The sequence below is a fragment of the Ferrimonas lipolytica genome (assembly GCF_012295575.1).
GTDB lineage: Bacteria > Pseudomonadota > Gammaproteobacteria > Enterobacterales > Shewanellaceae > Ferrimonas > Ferrimonas lipolytica.
Map to the genome: position 1 here is coordinate 3453255 of NZ_CP051180.1, position 18632 is coordinate 3471886.

The 18632-nt window shown below is 48.5% G+C and carries 12 protein-coding genes; 8 read left to right on the forward strand and 4 right to left on the reverse strand.

What is annotated here, in order from left to right; all coding sequences use genetic code 11:
- The first annotated feature begins 143 nt into the window (after positions 1-143).
- From fadB to HER31_RS15670, 4 genes are all read left to right on the forward strand, one after another.
- The gene (gene fadB / locus HER31_RS15655) at positions 144-2294 is read left to right on the forward strand and encodes a fatty acid oxidation complex subunit alpha FadB (RefSeq protein ID WP_168661947.1); all 2151 of its coding nucleotides are present in this window, start codon (positions 144-146) and stop codon (positions 2292-2294) included.
- A gap of 9 nt (positions 2295-2303) precedes the next feature.
- Entirely contained in the window at positions 2304-3467 is a 1164-nt protein-coding gene (gene fadA, locus HER31_RS15660) for an acetyl-CoA C-acyltransferase FadA (RefSeq protein WP_168663407.1), read from the forward strand.
- 167 nt (positions 3468-3634) lie between these two features.
- On the forward strand, positions 3635-3877 hold the full coding sequence (gene tusA / locus HER31_RS15665) for a sulfurtransferase TusA (protein WP_168661949.1): 243 nt from the start codon (positions 3635-3637) through the stop codon (positions 3875-3877).
- A 123-nt stretch (positions 3878-4000) separates the two neighbouring features.
- A complete protein-coding gene (locus HER31_RS15670; protein ID WP_420811022.1) occupies positions 4001-7186 on the forward strand; it encodes an amidohydrolase family protein in 3186 nt (1061 codons plus the stop codon).
- Positions 7187-7572: 386 nt separating this feature from the next.
- On the opposite strand, the gene HER31_RS15675 is transcribed toward HER31_RS15670, so the two are convergent.
- Positions 7573-8151 carry a DNA-3-methyladenine glycosylase I gene (locus HER31_RS15675; protein ID WP_168661953.1) on the reverse strand — a complete coding sequence of 193 codons (579 nt, stop codon included), beginning with the start codon at positions 8149-8151 and terminating at the stop codon, positions 7573-7575.
- A 120-nt stretch (positions 8152-8271) separates the two neighbouring features.
- Between HER31_RS15675 and glyQ the strand changes: the two genes are divergently transcribed.
- The 4 genes from glyQ (at position 8272) to HER31_RS15695 (ending at position 13913) form a co-directional block, all read left to right on the forward strand.
- Positions 8272-9180: a glycine--tRNA ligase subunit alpha gene (glyQ, locus tag HER31_RS15680; protein WP_168661955.1), complete on the forward strand. Its 909-nt coding sequence runs from the start codon at positions 8272-8274 to the stop codon at positions 9178-9180.
- An 8-nt stretch (positions 9181-9188) separates the two neighbouring features.
- Entirely contained in the window at positions 9189-11273 is a 2085-nt protein-coding gene (glyS, locus tag HER31_RS15685) for a glycine--tRNA ligase subunit beta (protein WP_168661957.1), read from the forward strand.
- 232 nt (positions 11274-11505) lie between these two features.
- The gene (locus HER31_RS15690) at positions 11506-12540 is read left to right on the forward strand and encodes a GMP reductase (protein ID WP_168661959.1); all 1035 of its coding nucleotides are present in this window, start codon (positions 11506-11508) and stop codon (positions 12538-12540) included.
- A gap of 296 nt (positions 12541-12836) precedes the next feature.
- On the forward strand, positions 12837-13913 hold the full coding sequence (locus HER31_RS15695) for a YbjQ family protein (RefSeq protein ID WP_168661960.1): 1077 nt from the start codon (positions 12837-12839) through the stop codon (positions 13911-13913).
- Positions 13914-14034: 121 nt separating this feature from the next.
- Here the strand turns inward: HER31_RS15695 and gyrB are convergent, their stop codons facing one another.
- The 3 genes from gyrB to dnaN are packed head-to-tail and all read right to left on the reverse strand — an operon-like array spanning position 14035 to position 18630.
- The gene (gene gyrB, locus HER31_RS15700; protein ID WP_168661962.1) at positions 14035-16452 is read right to left on the reverse strand and encodes a DNA topoisomerase (ATP-hydrolyzing) subunit B; all 2418 of its coding nucleotides are present in this window, start codon (positions 16450-16452) and stop codon (positions 14035-14037) included.
- A gap of 13 nt (positions 16453-16465) precedes the next feature.
- Positions 16466-17533 carry a DNA replication/repair protein RecF gene (gene recF, locus HER31_RS15705; RefSeq protein WP_168663409.1) on the reverse strand — a complete coding sequence of 356 codons (1068 nt, stop codon included), beginning with the start codon at positions 17531-17533 and terminating at the stop codon, positions 16466-16468.
- The gene (gene dnaN, locus HER31_RS15710) at positions 17530-18630 is read right to left on the reverse strand and encodes a DNA polymerase III subunit beta (RefSeq protein WP_168661964.1); all 1101 of its coding nucleotides are present in this window, start codon (positions 18628-18630) and stop codon (positions 17530-17532) included. The genes recF and dnaN overlap by 4 nt, the downstream gene beginning before the upstream one ends.
- Positions 18631-18632: the final 2 nt, after the last annotated feature.

Below are 18632 nucleotides of genomic sequence, written 5' to 3' on the forward strand. Positions count from 1 at the left end.
GAAATCATCGATTAATCGAGGTTAAACGCTCGTTTAAAAACGAGTTGCAAGTTATTGTGACCCAAGTCACACTGAGAGTTGGTGTCGAGATAAATTCGACAACACGGACGTGTTAACTGACGTGGTAACTAAGGAACCCGACCATGATCTATCAGAGTACTGATCTTCGTGTCGATTGGCTGGAAGCTGGCATCGCTCAACTGAGCTTTGATGCGCAAGGCTCCGTCAATAAATTCGACCGCTCTACCCTAGAACAATTCGACCAAGCCCTAGATGCCCTCGCGACAGCCGAAGGTTTGCAGGGTGTTGTCGTATCTTCATCAAAATCAACGTTTATCGTTGGTGCTGACATCACTGAATTCCTCACCAGCTTTGCCAAGCCGGATGAAGAGGTATTGCACTGGTTAAAGCACACCAACAGCATTTTCAATAAACTGGAAGATCTACCAGTACCAACCATCGCAGCCGTTAATGGCTTTGCGTTGGGCGGTGGCTGTGAAGCGATCCTAGCTTGTGATCTGCGCGTGGCCGATACCACTGCACAGATTGGTCTACCAGAAGTAAAATTGGGCCTGATCCCTGGCTTCGGTGGTACCGTTCGCCTACCTCGTGTTATCGGCGCCGATAACGCCTTAGAGTGGATCACCACCGGCAAGCAACATAAAGCGCCTGCGGCGCAAAAAGTTGGTCTGGTTAATGCGATTGTCGCACCAGAGTTACTGCAACAAGCCGCCGTTGATATGTTGAAGAGCGCCATCAACGAAGATATCGATTGGCAGGGCCGCCGTGCTGAAAAGAAAGCACCACTGAAGCTCAATAAGATTGAAGCAATGATGTCGTTTGGCGCGGCCAAAGGCATGGTGTTCCAAAAAGCTGGCCCACATTACCCCGCGCCGCACGCCGCTGTCGCCACATTAGAGGCTGCAGCTCGCGCCAGTCGTGACGAAGCAATTCTGATCGAAAACCAAGCTTTCTTAAAGCTGGCTAAATCCGAAGCGGCGCAAGCACTGATTGGCATATTCCTTAACGACCAATACGTGAAAGGGCTAGCCAAGAAAGCCACCAAATCAGCCAAAGATACCAAACAAGCCGCCGTTTTAGGTGCTGGTATTATGGGGGGCGGTATCGCCTACCAGTCCGCCAGCCGAGGTGTGCCAGCGGTAATGAAAGATATCAACCAACCGGCATTGGATCTGGGCTTAAACGAAGCCGCCAAACTGTTGGGTGCACAGGTATCTCGTGGCCGCATGAAGGCAGACAAGATGGCAGCCGTACTAAACAGCATCGTGCCAAGCTTGGACTACACCGCTGTGAAACATGCAGACGTGGTCGTTGAAGCGGTTGTTGAGAACCCTAAAGTTAAGGGGATCGTGCTGGCAGAGGTGGAGTCTCACGTTGCTGAAGACGCCATTGTTACCTCCAACACCTCGACCATCTCCATCGATCTGCTGGCACAAAGTGTTAAACGTCCAGAAAACTTCTGTGGCATGCACTTCTTCAACCCAGTGCACAAGATGCCATTGGTTGAGATCATCCGTGGTGCTAAAACCTCCGATGAAACCATCGCTTCTGTAGTAGCCTACGCCGCAAAGATGGGCAAGACCCCAATTGTGGTAAACGACTGCCCAGGGTTCTTGGTAAACCGCGTATTGTTCCCTTACTTCGCTGGTTTCAACCTGCTGTTGAAAGACGGCGCTGACTTCCAACAGATCGACAAAGTGATGTCGAAACAGTTTGGCTGGCCAATGGGCCCAGCTTACCTGTTGGATGTAGTTGGCATGGATACCGCGCACCACGGTAACGACACCATGGTAGAAGGCTTCCCTGAGCGGATGAAGTTCGACTTCAAGAGTGCGGTCGACATCATGTACCAAGCGGATCGCTTGGGCCAGAAGAACAGTAAGGGCTTCTATCAGTACGCCCCTGATCGCAAGGGTAAGCCAAAGAAAGCCGTTGATGCCGATGCCATTGCATTATTGGCAGCGGAATATGGCCAAGCCAAACCATTTGAAGCGGAAGAGATCATCGCTCGCACCATGGTGCCGCTGATCAACGAAACCGTTCGCTGCTTGGAAGAGGGTATTGTTGCCACACCAGCAGAAGCGGATATGGCTCTGCTGTATGGCATCGGTTTCCCACCGTTCCGCGGCGGTGTGTTCCGTTACCTCGATACCATTGGTCTGGATCGCTTCGTGGCGATGGCTGACCAATATGCCCACTTGGGAGCGATGTACCAAGTGACCGACAAACTTCGTGAAATGGCCGCCAATGGCGAACGTTTCTTCCAAGGATAGGAGCGCATGATGAACCAAGCAGTAATTGTCGATTGCATCCGTACCCCAATGGGCCGTTCAAAGAATGGCGTATTCCGTAATGTACGTGCAGAAGATCTGTCCGCTCATCTTATGCGTTCACTGGTTGAACGTAACAGCGCACTGGATCCAAACGAAATCGAAGACGTAATTTGGGGTTGTGTACAGCAGACCCTCGAACAGGGCTTCAACATAGCCCGTAACGCATCACTGATGGCAGGTCTGCCAAAAAGCGTTGGCGGCGTTACCGTTAACCGTTTGTGTGGTTCTTCCATGCAAGCACTGCATGACGGCGCTCGCGCTATCATGACTGGCGACGGCGATGCCTTCATCATTGGTGGTGTTGAGCACATGGGTCATGTACCGATGATGCACGGTGTTGATTTCCACCCTGGTATAGCTAAAACCGTAGCAAAGGCCTCAGGCATGATGGGCTTAACCGCCGAAATGCTGGGTAAGATGCACGGCATCAGCCGTGAGCAGCAAGACGCCTTTGGCGCCCGCTCTCATCGTCTGGCCCACGAAGCCACCATTAGCGGTCGTTTCGACAATGAGATTATGCCGATTGAAGGCCACGACGCCGAAGGTCGCTTAATCAAGGTGAAGCACGACGAAGTGATTCGGCCAGAGACCACCGTCGAAACCTTAGCGGGTTTACGTCCGGTATTCGATCCAGTTAATGGCACCGTTACCGCCGGTACCTCATCAGCGTTGTCTGACGGTGCTGCAGGTATGTTGATGATGAGCGAAGCCAAAGCGAAAGCCTTGGGTCTACCTATCCGCGCTCGTATTCGTTCAATGGCAGTCTCTGGGTGCGATGCATCCATCATGGGTTACGGCCCAGTACCAGCAACGCAAAAGGCACTGAAACGTGCTGGACTAACCATTGGTGATATTCAATACGCTGAATTCAACGAAGCCTTCGCAGCGCAGGCAATGCCTTGTCTGCAAGAGCTGGGCTTACTGGATAAAGCAGACGATATGGTTAACCTTAACGGCGGCGCTATTGCTCTAGGTCACCCTCTGGGTTGTTCTGGCGCGCGCATCTCCACCACCTTGATCAACATGATGGAACACAAGGATGTCGAACTTGGTCTGGCAACCATGTGTATCGGCATGGGTCAGGGTATTGCCACCGTATTCGAACGAGTTTAAGTGCAATTGGTTCAACTGAGCCATTGTGATTTACACTTTAAGGGCAGCTTCTATGCATAATAGAGCTGCCCTTTTTGATGACCGGATCACAAGCTCCATCCCGTACTAATTGATCTGGCAGCGAAGCAGCGTATGATAGCCGCCTTATTTTTAATCGGAACTGAGCCATGCCAGAGTTTCAAAACGCCCAACACCAACTTGATGCCATCGGTCTGCGCTGCCCCGAGCCAGTAATGATGGTACGCAAAACTGTGCGCAAGATGGCCGATGGCGAAACCCTGCTGGTGACCGCTGATGATCCATCCACAACTCGTGATATCCCGAGCTTCTGTACCTTTATGGATCACACCCTCGTCGCCAGTGAAGTTGCGGATATCCCCTACCGTTACTTGATCCGCAAAGGTGGATGATCCTTTTCGCCTCCAACGATTTACACTCTGTAATACTTGCTAACCGCCGCTGACTTTCAGCGGCGTTTTGGTATTGGTATCCTCGTTTCTGATAACAAAAATGAAACAAGGACAGTTATGTATATTCGCCCTACCAAATTATCGGCGTTAATCGTCGCGTTGTTAAGTACCGGCCTAGTTGCCACAACACCAGCCTTAGCGGAAGAGCAACCGACATGGGACGTTAACGCGCCGACCTCAGCACCACTTGAGACTATCAGCATCGATGTACGCCAAGGCACCTGGATGAACGTTGATATCAGCCCCGATGGCAGCACCATCGTCTTCGATCTACTTGGCGACATCTACACCATACCAGTTAGCGGCGGCGAAGCGACTCCCTTAGTTCAGGGAATTGCGTGGCACATGCAGCCGCGCTTTAGCCCAGACGGTAAACGTATCGCCTTTACCTCAGATCAGGATGGTGGCGATAATATTTGGACCATAAATATTGATGGCAGCAATGCTCAGCCGGTAACTAAAGAGACCTTTCGCTTACTAAACAGTCCGGCGTGGAGTCCTGATGGCCAATACCTGATTGGCCGCAAACACTTTACCGCTCAACGCAGCTTGGGCGCTGGTGAGGTGTGGCTCTACCACGTCAGTGGTGGTAAGGGGGTTAAACTAACCGAACGCGCCGACGATCAAAAAGATCTTGGCGAACCGGCGTTTTCACCAGATGGTAAGTACATCTATTTCTCCCACGATGCGACTCCCGGCAAAACCTTTCACTATTCAAAAGATTCAGTCAAAGGAATCTATAAAATCAAACGCTATGACCGTGAAACCGGTGATATCGAAGTTTTACTTGAAGGTACCGGAGGTGCCATTCGCCCAACGCCAAGTCCAGACGGTCGCTATTTAGCTTACATCAGCCGAGATGGTTTCCAATCCAGCCTCTATTTATACGACCTAAAGTCCGGTGAAAAGCGCAAAATCTACGCCGACCTCGATCGTGATATGCAAGAGACTTGGGCCATCCATGGTGTCTACCCAACTATGGCTTGGACACCAGACAACAGCGCCGTTTTATTCTGGGCCGACGGTAAGATCCAACGAGTTGCGATCGATAGTGGTGAGGTTGAAGCGATCGATTTTCACGTTAGCACTGACAAGCAGATCCAACCGGCAGTTCGTTTTCAACAAGATCTCGACCATGATCAAATCAAGCTAAAGATGCTTCGTCAGGTACAGACCTCTCCCGATGGACAGCAGGTAGTATTTGAGGCTTTAGGCAAAATTTGGTTACGCAACGGCGATGACAAACCACAGCGACTAAGCAGCCAAACCGAACGATTTGAGTTGTTCCCAAGTTGGTCTCGAGATGGTACCAAACTGGCTTACGTTACGTGGGATGATCAACAGCAGGGACAAGTACTGATCCGTGACATGGTTAGCGGTAAGGAAAAGGTTGTCACTTTAGAACCAGGTAAGTTTGTTGAGCCCGCCTTCTCCGCCGATGGCAACGCCTTGGTATACCGTAAAGCCCAAGGGGGTTACATTACCCCTCGCAGTTGGAACCGAGAAACAGGCATCTACTACATCGATCTCACCGCTGTCGAACCAGCTCCAGTTTGGGTTACCAAGCGTGGTCATCACCCTCATTTTGGTGCCGATAACGACCGCATATTCTTCTCCACTATGGAAAATAAAAAGCCAGCTCTTGGTAGTATTGGCATCCATGGTTTTGAAGAACGAATTCATTACACCTCTGAACACGCCACCGAATTTCACGTGGCGCCTAACGGCAAACATTTGGCCTTCGCCGAACGATTTAAGGTATTCGTAACCCCACTGACCCAACACGGCGAGACCATAAGTATTGGTCCAAACGGCGGCGACCTGCCAGTGGCACAGCTGTCCCAACGCGCCGGTGAAAACATTAGTTGGAGCCCCGCTAGCGACAAGCTCTATTGGAGTTTAGGGGCTGAACTGTTTCAAGTGAGCGCTGAGCAACTATTTGTGCCGGGTAAAAAAGTTGAATTGGAACCAACGGTCACCACCATTGGTTTCAACACCGCTGCCGATGTTCCACGTGGAACCGTTGCCTTTGTTGGCGGCCAAGTGATCACCATGAATGGCAACCAAGTGATCAATAACGGTACGGTGCTGGTAACCGACAACAAGATTGTTGAAGTAGGTCGAGACATCACGGTTCCTGCTGGCGCGACCATCATTAATATCGAAGGTAAAACTATTATGCCGGGGTTGTTTGATGCCCACGCCCACGGCAGCCAAGGTTCTAACGAAATAATTCCAGAGCAAAATTGGATCAACTATGCTGGCCTTGCACTTGGGGTAACCAGCATTCATGATCCATCCAACGATACCACTGAGATATTCGCTGCTAGTGAGATGCAAAAAGCCGGAGTGATCACCGGGCCACGGATCTTCTCGACCGGCACCATATTATATGGTGCTAATGGCCCTGGTTATACCGCCCACATCGATAGCCTCGACGACGCAAAATTCCACCTTGAGCGGCTCAAAGCCGTAGGTGCTTTCAGCGTTAAGAGCTACAACCAACCTCGTCGTAACCAACGCCAGCAGGTGATCAGCGCCGCCCGAGAATTGGAAATGATGGTGGTGCCAGAAGGTGGCTCATTGCTGCAACATAACCTAACCATGATTGCCGATGGCCACACCAGCATTGAGCACTCCCTACCAGCAGCTAACATCTATGACGACATTAAACAGTTCTGGTCACAAACCAAGGTTGGCTATACCCCAACCTTAGTGGTTGCCTACGGTGGGATTTGGGGCGAAAACTATTGGTACGATAAAACAGAAGTATGGAACCATCCTCGCCTGTCTCAGTTTGTGCCGCAAGACATTCTCCGCAATCGCGCCATGCGCCGACCAACGGCGCCTGATGAACACTACAACCACTTTAATGTTGCGCGCGTTGCTAACGAGATGCGTGAACTCGGAGTAATGAGCAACATTGGTGGCCATGGCCAGCGTGAGGGACTCGGCGCCCATTGGGAGATGTGGATGTTTTCACAAGGTGGCATGAACAACCTAGCAGCACTAAAAACCGCAACCATTAATCCAGCCAAACACTTTGGTATGGATCACCAACTTGGCACCCTTGAAGCAGGAAAGCTAGCAGACATCATTGTTATCGATGGCGATCCTCTGGCTGATATTCGCGATACCGACAAGGTTCAATACACTATGGTAAATGGGCGTCTCTATGACGCCGCAACTATGAACCGTCTCAATGGGGAGAAGGCTAAACGCAAGCCATTCTATTTTGAAGGTAAGTAACCACTTACAATGCTTGCAACAGGGATAGTAATTACTGAGTAACTAAAAAGGGAGCCATTGGCTCCCTTTTTATTGCTGCTAAAAAATTGGCTGTGTACCAACTAAGTGTTGTTCTTTCCAATCCATTAAAGCACCGGCTAGGCGATTTTTGATACAAGGGGAAAGCACAACCGCCGTTGATCTTCTGCCGCATTGGAGCAGTCCAGCGAAGCGTTTTGGATGGCGACCTAAGGCAAAATGGGGATTCCAAAGCGGACGGAGCTCCTCCCTAATGCAGACAATAATGTGCCGTCGCCACCGCGACATAGCCCCTTTCAAACGCCACAATCGGTAGAGTCCAAGGCTTGATATAAACCTCAATCCTTAATTGTGACACAGCCTAAAAATTACCTGCTCTCAATACAGCCGTTGCGGCTAGGGCAAGCCATAATATGATCATTAACCAAACCACAGGCTTGCATGAACGCATAGACAATGGTGCTACCGACGAAGTTAAAGCCGGCCTTTTTTAGCGCCTTGCTCATCGCATCAGACTCCGGCGAGGTAGCCGGAATATCCGCCATGGTTTTTGGACTGTTGACGATCTGCTGATAATTAACAAAGCTCCAGATGTAATCGGCGAAGTCGATCCCCTGCTCTTTGAGTTTCATATAAGCCCGCGCATTTTTTATAATTGAATTAACCTTAAGCTTATTGCGAACAATGCCCGCATCTTGCAACAGTAACGCTACTTTGGCGTCATCATACTGGGCAATTTTTTGAGGATCGAAGTTATCAAAGGCAGCACGGTAGTTTTCGGTTTTACGCAAAATAATCAACCACGAGAGTCCAGCCTGTTGGCCATCAAGGCACAACTTTTCAAACAACTTAATGCTGTCGTGCTCCGGTCGCCCCCACTGCGTATCGTGATAATGCACATACTGAGGATCAACCCCACACCAATCACACCGCTTAATATCCGTCATAACACCATATCGCTTTGTTTTTCATAGATGGTCGCCAAAATTTAACCTACATTCACCGTGCCGCACAGGGTATAATTGCGGCTATTTTCCGAAATTCACACCGCATTCAGGTGAGACTCCATGAACAAGTACGATACTAATACTTTCCAAGGGCTGATTTTAGCCCTGCAGGATTACTGGGCTCAGCACGGTTGTGCCGTTGTTCAGCCACTCGATATGGAAGTGGGTGCTGGCACCTCACACCCATTAACCTGTCTGCGCGCCTTGGGGCCAGAGCCATTTGCTGCCGCTTACGTGCAGCCTTCGCGTCGTCCGACTGACGGTCGCTATGGTGAAAACCCGAACCGCTTGCAGCACTACTACCAGTTCCAGGTGATGATGAAACCATCCCCGGACAACATCCAAGAGCTGTACCTTGGCTCTCTCCGTGCCATCGGTATGGATCCGGAGGTGCACGATGTCCGCTTCGTTGAAGACAACTGGGAAAACCCAACTTTGGGAGCCTGGGGCCTAGGTTGGGAAGTATGGATGGACGGGATGGAAATCACCCAGTTTACCTACTTCCAAGCCGTTGGTGGCTTAGAGTGTAAACCGGTAACCGGTGAGATCACTTACGGCCTTGAGCGTTTGGCAATGTACGTACAGGGCGTTGATAGCGTTTACGATCTGGTTTGGGCCGACGGTCCATTTGGTCGCATCACTTACGGTGATGTGTTCCATCAGAACGAAGTGGAGCAATCCACCTACAACTTCGAACACGCCGATGTGGATTTCCTGTTCAGCTATTTTGAACAGTGTGAAAAAGAGTGTCAGCACTTACTATCACTAGAAAACCCGCTGCCGTTACCAGCTTACGAACGCATTCTGGATGCAGGCCACGCCTTCAACCTATTGGACGCTCGTAAAGCAATCTCTGTAACTGAGCGTCAGCGTTACATCCTGCGTATCCGTTCACTGACCAAAGCCGTGTCGGAAGCCTACTACGCCTCCCGTGAAGCCCTAGGCTTCCCTATGTGTAAAACCAAGTGAGGGCCCAGATGCAAGCACAAACATTTTTAGTTGAACTGGGTACTGAAGAGTTACCACCAAAGGCACTTCGCACTTTGGCCGAAGCCTTCTGCAGTAACTTCACCGAAGGTCTAACCAAGGTTGAGTTACCACACGGTAAGATCGAATGGTTTGCCTCACCACGCCGGATGGCAATCAAGGTTGCGGAGCTGGCTGCACAGCAGCCAGATAAAGTGGTAGAGAAACGTGGTCCGGCGATCAAGGCTTGTTTCGATGCCGACGGTAACGCCACCAAAGCAGCACAAGGCTGGGCTCGTGGTTGCGGTATCACCGTTGACCAAGCTGAGCGCCTAAAGACTGACAAAGGTGAGTGGTTACTTTACAAGGCACAAGTTGCCGGTAAAGCAGCGACCGAACTGTTGCCAGAGTTAGTAAGCCAAGCGCTGGCCAAATTACCAATTCCTAAGCCGATGCGTTGGGGCGATTACGACACCCAATTTATCCGCCCAGTGAAAACGCTCACCATGTTGTTAGGTGAGCAAAGCATCGACGCAACCATTTTAGGTAAGCGTTCGGCCACCACTATTCAAGGCCACCGCTTTATGGGTGAGCAGTTCTTGGAGATCAGCCACGCTGAGCAATACCCAAAGCTGTTTACTCATGTGATGGTCGATTACGAAGCCCGTAAAGCCAAGATCAAAGCTGACGTTGAAGCCGCAGCTGCAGCAATCAATGGTATTGCAGATCTAGAAGATGAGTTACTCGAAGAGGTTACCTCTTTGGTTGAATGGCCAGTAGTACTGACTGCAAGCTTTGAAAACGACTTCTTGAATGTACCGGCTGAAGCGCTGGTATACACCATGAAGGGCGACCAAAAGTACTTCCCGGTATACGACAACGATGGCAACTTGATGAACAAGTTTATCTTTGTTTCGAACATCGAATCGAAGGATCCTGCGGTTGTTATCTCCGGTAACGAAAAGGTAGTTCGCCCCCGTTTGGCCGATGCCGAGTTCTTCTTCAACACAGACCGTAAGCAAAAGCTGGAAGAGCAGTTACCACGCCTAGACAGCGTCCTGTTTCAAAAGCAGCTTGGCAGCTTGAAAGATAAGACTGACCGTATCCAAGAGATGTCGCAGCACATTGCTGGTTTGATTGGTGCAAACCAAGAAAACGCCGCTCGTGCTGGCCTGCTATCCAAGTGTGACTTAATGACCTCAATGGTATTCGAATTTACCGATACCCAAGGGATCATGGGCATGCACTACGCTCGCCATGACGGTGAAGCGGAAGAGGTTGCCGTTGCGCTAAACGAGCAATACCAACCGCGTTACGCCGGCGATGATCTGCCTGCCTCTGGTGTTGCTCAAGCTCTGGCCATTGCAGACAAGATGGATTCACTGGTTGGGATCTTTGGTATCGGCCAGCCACCAAAGGCCGACCGCGACCCATTTGCACTGCGTCGTGCCGCCATTGGTGTCCTGCGTATAGCTGTAGAAAAAGACCTACCACTGGATCTAAATCAGTTAGCCGAGTTTGCTTACGGTCGTTTTGCTGCCCAAGGAAAACTGGAAGACGATGCAGCTAAGTGTGCACAAACCTGTACCCAGGTAGTCGATTTTATGCTGGCACGCTTCCGTGCTTGGTATCAAGAAGCGGGCTTCCCAGTAGACGTAATCCAAGCAGTATTAGCGGTTCGCCCTACTCGTCCGGTTGATTTTGATCGTCGCGTTAAGGCGGTACAAAGCTTCCGGGCCTTGGATGCAGCTGAAGCATTGGCCGCGGCCAACAAACGTGTAGGTAATATTCTCGCCAAGGTTGACGGTGACATTCCAGCTCAGGTTGATGTTGCACTGCTGCAAGAGCAAGCAGAAAAAGCGCTGGCAGCCAAGGTAGAAACCATTACCGCCCAGATCATGCCGCTGTACCAAGCTGGCGATTACCAACAAGGATTACATATGCTGGCTGAGCTACGCGAGCCAGTTGATGCCTTCTTCGAAAACGTAATGGTTAACGCTGAAGACGCTGCACTGCGTGCAAACCGTCAAGCATTGCTACTGAAATTACGCCAACTGTTTATGCAGGTTGGTGATATTTCTGTTCTGCAACAGTAAGTTAATCTTATAAAATCAAGGCCACCGCAAGGTGGCCTTTTTATTATCCCAAATAAAGAACAATCTGTTTTTTATTTTTTAATTGTCGCTAAGCTACTTCTGTATAGAATGCCCAAAACCGGTGCGCACGCTTTTTTCTACGGGTGAGCTGTATCGGTTACAACCTCACTTCGTTGTATCCCATCCAGTCCCCATATTGCTTTTTCCTGAAGTTGTAACACGGGGTAATACCATGCATATCGAATCCGACATCAAACTTGGCTTTAAAGACGTTCTATTTCGCCCGAAACGTTCCACTCTTAAAAGCCGTTCCGAAGTCGATATTCGCCGAACCTTCACCTTCCGTTACGGCGGTGAATGGACCGGAGTTCCAGTAATTGCTGCCAATATGGATACAGTTGGTACCTTCCAAATGGCTGAAGAGTTTGCCAAGCATGAAATGCTGGTCGCCGTTCACAAACACTACAGCATCGAGCAATGGCAGCAGTGGTTAGCTACTCAACCAGAAACCATCTACGATCATGTAATGGTTTCCACCGGTACCTCTAACACCGATATGGAAAAGCTTACGGCGCTAATACAAGCAGAGCCGAAGCTACGCTTTATCTGCATCGACGTTGCCAATGGTTACCAACAAGCCTTTGTTGATTTCGTCCGCGAGGCACGAGGCCAATTTCCTAACCACGTTATCGTCGCAGGTAATGTCGTGACTGGAGAGATGGTTGAGGAGTTAATTCTAAGCGGTGCAGATATTGTAAAGGTTGGCATTGGTCCAGGTTCAGTGTGTACAACTCGCGTTAAAACCGGTGTTGGTTACCCACAACTTTCTGCTGTTATTGAATCCGCAGATGCCGCGCACGGCCTAGGTGGTCAAATCGTTTCTGATGGCGGTTGCTCCTGCGCCGGTGACGTATCCAAGGCCTTTGGCGCCGGTGCCGACTTTGTGATGATCGGTGGTATGTTTGCCGGTCACGATGAGTCCGGTGGTGAGCGAGAAGAGATCAACGGTAAAACCATGGTTAAGTTCTACGGTATGAGCTCCGATACTGCCATGAATAAGCACAATGGAGGTGTGGCAAACTACCGTGCATCCGAAGGTAAAACAGTACTGCTGCCTTATCGTGGCCCAGTAGAGAATACCATCCTCGACGTACTTGGTGGTGTTCGCTCAACCTGCACCTATGTAGGTGCGGCCAAACTAAAAGAGCTCAGTAAGCGCACCACCTTTATCCGGGTACAGGAGCAAGAGAATCGTATATTCGGCTAAGTCGTCGTAGCTAGTATCGCTCTGGCACAAGAGGTTCCACGTGGAACCTCTTGTTGATTACGCTGATCAATGTTTCACATGGAACCTTTAAAACATTTCTAACTGTCCGCTATAACCAACTAATCAAAAATCTACATAACGTTTTTTGTAGCTTATTTATCCAAACCGAACCGAACCGAACCGAACCGAACCGAAAGCATTATTGAGTCAGTGACTACAAAATGGATCTATCACAACCTTTGTTTATTCATTTTCCTATACGGTATTTGTAGAAATAACGTTTAGGAAAAAGTACTTTGAAACGGACTATACAAATTTCAACCACCAATGAAATTTATGGTGAACAAATAGATTCTCATATAGGGATTGTATCCTCACATGTTGTAGCTGGAGCAAACGTATTTAGAGATGCACTTGCATCCTTGTCTGACATATTTGGAGGGCAAGTAACTGGCTATCAGTCAAAGCTAGAAGATATCAAATACTCAGCATTAGAAGAGTTAAAGTTTAAGGCAGACTTAGAAGGTGGCGATGCACTCGTCGGTGTAACAATTGATGTAGATGAAGTATCTGGCGGTGGTAAATCCATGTTTATGGTTACAGCTATGGGAACTGTCGTTAGTCTAAATAAATCATCAAAAGCAGAAATACCACACAAAGGTAATGCATCATTGAATAGTGTTTCAGCAAATGAAATGAAGACTCAGTTGCTGTTAATGCAGGCAAAGCAAAAAATAGGACACAAAAGTTATTACCTCAATAACGACACTTTGTTACCTATTCTCAACTGTAATCATCCAGAGATTGTTTCTTTTGTAATCGAACAATTGGCAACATTCTATAAAGATGAAAGTCAGAACTCTTCTTACATACCTGAACTAGCTATTGAATATTTTTCTAGCATCGAAAAAAGTCCATTTGTCGTAGATGCTATTTATAACGCGTTTTTAGATTACCCCGAATCCCAATCATTACTGATAATTGCTAAAAATAATTTCTTAATCGACTACATACGCATAGAAAAACTTCTATCTAATGACAATATTTTCGTCAGAAAGTCAGCTCTCAAATTAATAATGATGGATAAGCTTAAATACGAAAAAGAGGATATAAAATCAATTACGACATTACTAAATTCTATTGAAAAAAATTTTAAACCATTCCCCACCTATTCAGTTAAATCAATAATGGGCGAAAAATACGTTTGGAAGTGTATCTGTGGAAAAGAAGTTAAAGCAGAACGAGATTACTGCGAACATTGTTTGAGTAATTCTTATGGTTTTTCTAAAAAAGATTTAACCCCTGAGCAAGTAAGGATAAATCTTAGTAACAGATTATTAGTTTTACAAACTATGTTTCAGCACCAGAACTAACTAGCCATACCGATTTTATGTTCCACGTGAAACACTGATCAAATACCAAATTTCAGTGACAAAAAAAGCAGCCCGAAGGCTGCTTTTCTATTAGAGCTTGTTAAGCTAATTCCATACGTGATTATACGTCTAGGTTAGCCACAGCCAAAGCATTGCGCTCGATGAAGTCACGACGAGGCTCAACCTGATCACCCATTAGGGTATTGAACAACTGATCAGCACCGATGGCGTCTTCGATCGTTACCTGCAGCATACGGCGACTCTCAGGATCCATGGTGGTTTCCCACAACTGGCCAGGGTTCATCTCACCCAATCCTTTGTAGCGCTGAATGTAAAGGCCGCGTTTGGACTCTTTAATCAGCCACTCCAGTGCCTGCTCAAAACTGTCTACCGATAGACGACGTTCACCACGGCTAACATAAGCACCCTCTTCCAGTAGGCCAATCAACGCTTCGCCAAGGGAGATAATGCGTTTGTAATCACTGGAGTGAAGGAAGTCATAAGTCAGTAGGTAATCGCTCTCTACCCCATGCTGACGCAGAACCAATTGAGGTAACCATAGGTTACGCTCTTCGTCCTGAACCAGTTCAAAGCGATACGATGCACCTTCAAGATCTTGTTCGTTAAGAGCACTAACAACTTTATCGGCCCAAGCCTCAACGAATGATTTGTCGCTAAGATTATCTTCAACCAATGGTGAAACATAAACCAGATGCTTCAGTAAGGTCACAGGGAAACGACGACTTTGACGTTCAACCACTGCTTCTACGTCGCGGTACTGGTTAACAAGACGTTCCAATACTTCACCGTTGATGGCAGGCGCTTGAGCGTTAACGTGTAAGCCAGCATTATCCAATGCCAAGGTGGTTAGGTATTCTGTCAGCACTTCATCGTCTTTGATGTAGCGCTCTTGCTTACCCTTCTTCACTTTGTACAGTGGTGGCTGTGCAATGTAGATGTAACCGCGTTCAATTAGCTCTGGCATCTGACGGAAGAAGAAGGTCAATAGCAGCGTACGAATGTGCGAGCCATCGACATCAGCATCGGTCATGATGATGATGTTGTGGTAACGGGTCTTGTCTGGGTTGTATTCGTCGCGGCCAATACCACAGCCCATAGCGGTGATCAGCGTTGCTACTTCTTGAGAAGACAACATCTTATCGAAACGCGCTTTCTCAACGTTAAGGATCTTACCCTTCAACGGCAAAATAGCTTGGTTCTTACGGTTACGACCCTGTTTAGCGGAACCGCCAGCAGAGTCACCCTCCACAATGTACAGTTCAGACATCGCCGGATCTTTTTCCTGACAATCTGCCAGTTTACCCGGTAGACCAGCCAGATCTAACGCGCCTTTACGACGAGTCATTTCACGTGCTTTACGAGCCGCTTCACGAGCGCGGGCAGCATCAATGATCTTGGTAACAACCTGCTTAGCTTCGGCAGGGTTTTCTAGCAGATACTCCGCTAGTTTTTCACCCATAGCTTGTTCAACCGCGGTCTTCACTTCGGAAGAAACCAGTTTATCTTTGGTCTGCGAGGAGAATTTTGGATCCGGTACTTTTACCGAAATAACGGCAGTCAAACCTTCACGAGCGTCATCACCAGAAGCGGACGTTTTCGCTTTCTTGGAGTAACCCTCTTTGTCCATGTAGGTATTCAATGTCCGGGTTAACGCAGAGCGGAAACCGGCTAAGTGTGTACCGCCGTCTTTCTGTGGGATGTTGTTAGTGAAACAGAAGATGTTCTCTTGGAAACCATCGTTCCACTGCATCGCCACTTCAACCGTAGTTCCATCATCACGTTCAGTATTGAAGTAAAATGGCGCTGGGTTAATTGGGGTTTTGTTGGTATTGAGGTAATCAACGAAGGCTTGGATACCACCTTCGTAACAGAAGTGTTCCTCTTTGCCATCACGCTCGTCAAGCAAACGGATGGATACACCAGAGTTCAAGAACGACAGTTCACGAACACGTTTAGCTAAAATATCGAAGTGGAAGGTCACATCAGAGAAAATTTCTGGGCTAGGCCAGAAGCGGATCATGGTACCGGTTTTATCACTGTCACCAATGGCAGCCAATGGTGCGACAGGATCACCTAAGTGGTACTCCTGTTCGTGGATTTTACCTTGACGACGAACAGTTAGTTCCAGCTTATTGGAAAGGGCGTTTACTACGGAAACACCTACACCGTGCAAACCACCTGATACCTTGTAAGAGTTATCATCGAACTTACCGCCAGCGTGCAGTACAGTCATAATAACTTCAGCAGCGGATACGCCCTCTTCTGGGTGCATATCAACTGGAATACCACGACCATCATCTTTTACAGACATGGAACCATCGGAGTGGATGGTGATGATGATATCGCTACAGTGGCCAGCTAAGGCTTCATCGATGGAGTTATCCACCACCTCAAACACCATGTGGTGCAAACCGGTGCCATCATCGGTGTCACCAATATACATGCCCGGGCGCTTGCGCACCGCGTCTAGGCCCTTAAGGACCTTAATACTTGAGGAATCGTAGCTATTTTCTGACATATACCTGTCTCTGTTAATCTTGCTGTTCCGTTATCCGACCCTGTTCCACGTGGAACTTTTTATCCCAGGGCACCATGGCCAACTGTTCTGGCTCAATCGCCGTAACAAACACTTGGCCGCCGGTTTGTTGTAATTGTTCTAGCAGCAACGTTCGGCGCGCTTGGTCTAATTCTGAAGCCAAGTCATCCACCAAAAATATGCATTGTCGTTGCTGCTGTCGACTCAAAACTACGCCTTGCGCAATCTTAAGTGCACATATCAACAGTTTGAGTTGTCCTCTAGACAGACTGTCTTGAGCCGGCAGTTTGTTAACCCTAAGACGAAGATCGGCTTTATGGGGACCTGAGACGGTATAACCTAATTGAAGATCACGCTCTAAGCTAGAGCTATATATTTGATCTAATTCAGTTTTACTGTCCCATCCCTGACTAAAGCTGATTTGGATCGGCACATCAGGTAAAAACTGACTTATTATACCCTCCAACGCCTCATTTAACGAGTTTACCCACGCTTTTCGCGCATCGGTAAGCCATTGGCCATACTGGACAAGTTGTTTATCCCAAACGGCTATCTGGCGCGCTGAGGCTTGCTGTCGGAGCAATTGATTGCGTTGCTTTAACAAGCGTCGAAAGCGACTCCAAATTCCAAAGAAATTGGGGTCACTATGGAAAGCCCCCCAGTCGATAAATTCTCGTCGAGCTTTTGGCCCATCCAATAACAACGTAAAGCTTTCTGGGCTGATCAACTGCAGTGGCAACATCGACGCAAGATCAGCTAAACGTTTAGCTGGTTCACCATTAATGCGAACCTGATGATCGCCGCTGCGTTGCCGCTGTATACCAATCTTGTCGTCATTGCTCAGCTTGGCAAACAGGGTGAAGTTAGGTTGTTCATATTGAATGATACGCTGCGATAAATGGCTCCGAAAAGAGCGGCCAACACTGAGAAACCAGATTGCTTCCAAGAAGCTGGTTTTGCCACTGCCATTAGCACCGTAGATAAGATTCAGGCCGCCAGCGGGAGAAACGCTAGCGGCCTGAACATTACGGAAATGATTAAGTTGAAGCTTGTTGATCATCAGAGCCGCATCGGCATAACCACATATACCGATTCGCTATTTTCAGCATTTTCAAATAGCGCACTGCTGTTAGGGCCACCTAAGGTGATCTTAACGCTATCCATTTTCAACGCATTGAGCACATCCAAGACGTACGCCACGTTAAAGCCGATCTCAAGATCCGCGTGCGGGTATTGAATATCCAATACCTCTTCCGCTTCTTCCTGCTCCGGGTTGTTGGCGGTGATGGTGAGCTTATCGGTTTCTAGCTGCAGTCGTACCCCTCGAAATTTCTCGTTGGAGAGAATAGAGGCCCGGGCAAAGGCTTGCTTCAAAGTAGCTCGATCGGTAACGATCTCTTTGTCGCCATCTTTTGGCAATACCCGACGGTAATCAGGAAAACGACCATCTACCAACTTCGAGGTGAAGATAGCGTTTGGGGTTACCGCGCGAATTGAGCTATCACCAATACAGATGGTGATGGAGTCGTTGTCGTCCTCAAACAAACGGCTTAACTCAACCACCCCTTTACGCGGCACAATCACCTGTTTTTCCGGCAATGATGCTTCAATTACTCGATGACTAACCGCTAAACGGTGGCCATCGGTTGAGACGGTACGTAATACATTACTTTCGGTTTCAAACAGCATGCCGTTAAGGTAGTAACGTACATCTTGGTGTGCCATCGAGAATTGGGTTGATTCAATTAACGACTTTAAGGTGCCCTGAGGTAGGGTAAATTGCAATTCGCCATCCCAGTCACCCAGATTAGGGAACTCATCCGCAGGCAAGGTTGCCAGTGAGAAACGACTGCGACCAGATCGAATCAGTAAGCGATTGTCCTGCTGCTCAATCTTAATCTCAGCTGAGTCAGGTAAGCTTTTACAGATATCTAAAAACTTACGCGCAGGTACGGTGGTACGTCCCGGCAAAATTTCGCCGTTAAGCTGCACTTGGCCGATAAGCTCAACTTCGAGATCGGTACCGGTGATCTTCAATATGTCACCATTCACTTCCATCAATACGTTGGAAAGAATAGGTAGATTGTGGCGGCGCTCTACCGCGCCAGAAACCAATTGCAGTGGCTTAAACAGCGCATCCCGCGTGATGGTAAAAAGCATTT